The sequence below is a fragment of the Amycolatopsis sp. NPDC003676 genome, from assembly GCF_053587275.1.
The window spans coordinates 1-1,428 of record NZ_JBSFNS010000289.1 but is presented as its reverse complement, the minus strand read 5'-3'; the positions used below and the strand labels follow the sequence as shown (position 1 = coordinate 1,428).

At 63.9% G+C, this 1,428-nt stretch carries 1 protein-coding gene; it reads right to left on the bottom strand.

Annotated elements, in window-relative coordinates; translation table 11 throughout:
- Positions 1–1,357, bottom strand: a 1,357-nt coding sequence (locus tag ACWDNU_RS45745) for a hypothetical protein (RefSeq protein WP_449673434.1), incomplete at its 3' end; no start/stop codon positions are given.
- Between the last annotated feature and the right edge of the window lie 71 nt (positions 1,358–1,428).

Genomic DNA, 1,428 nt, shown 5'->3' with positions numbered 1-1,428 from the left:
CGGCCATCAGCAAGGCCAGGTTTTCGAATACCGCTCGCAGCTCCGGGGTGTCGAGCAGTGGCTTCTGATCGCCGGAGCCCTCGTTCAGCTTGCTCGCCTCACGGGTGAGGTATTGATCGACGATCACATCGGGCAGTGGACTGCTGCCGAGACTGCCGCGCTTGACGGCTTCCACGTACACGCGTGCGAAGAACGGCAGACCGAGCAGTTTGCGGTCGTCGTCCGATAGCGCGTCGAGACCGCTGGTCGGCAGGCCGTGAAAGGTGATGAATTCATTGATCTGCTCCGGCGTCCAGCGCTTGAACTCCGCCACGCGATGCTCGACTGAGAGGTTCTGATTCTGGTCGAGACTCGACCGGTATTGGTTCAGGTAGTACGACGACCGCGCCGAAACCACGATGACACCGCGCCCGCCCAGTGCTTCGATCCACGGGCGCAGCGACCCCAGTGCGTTGTCGTAGCCCACACCGCCGAGGAGCTCGTCGAAACCGTCGACGAACAGGGCGATCAAGCCGTTGCGGCACAGCGTCTGAACACTCTTCTCATTCAGATTCCGGGTATAGGCGACCGCGTCGTTCACCACGGTGGACAGGCTGGACAGCACCTGCCCGGTCGATCGCACGTAGAGGAACAGCGGCAGGTGATTCTTCTCGGAATCGCCCTGATCCTCGGCCTCGACATGCTGAGCGCGCTCCAACGCGGTGGAGATCAGCGTCCGGGTCTTGCCGATGCCCGCCTCGCCCGAGATGAAGAAGATCCGGGTCTGCGAGCCGCGCACCTTCAGCCGGTCGTCGATCTGGTGGCGCAACGAATCGAACCTGATGTCCGTGCCTTCGCGCGTACCTTGGAGGTTCGTCACGTCGACGAACGGCTCGATCATGGTGTCCGAGCCAGGCGACCAATCGAGGTTCTCCTGCTCGTCCTCGATCAGCTTTCGTTCGATCTTCTCCAGGCGCTGGCGGGTGGATCGGGCCACCGCGGGCCAATTGGCGATCTGGCGCAGGAACAGCGGGTAGCTGACCCACTCGCCCGATTCGTTCAGCCACTCCTTGCGGTCGCCGTCGCCCAGACGGAAGAGGTCCGAGCGTTCCTCGGGGTCGTCGCTGGTCGCCCGCACCCACAAGACATTGACGACGCCGGCTACCTCGTGGTGATACGGCTCGGAGTCGGGATCGCGGAAACCCTCCAGGTCGTCGCGCAGTTCGCCCATGAAGTTCGGCAGGCTGCGATCGTCGGCGCGGGGGATGCAGGCTTCGTTCAGCGCCATGATCAGGCTCTCGCTCCGTCCCGCCACCCGGACATCGTGATTGTCGCGCCGGATGTAGTACGGCGTGCTGCCCGTGTAGCTGGAGAGCACGCACCAGTTGTCGCTGGAGTCGGCGCAGACGAAGGGCCACAGCTCGAGGCGATGGCCTCGTGGCCAGACCA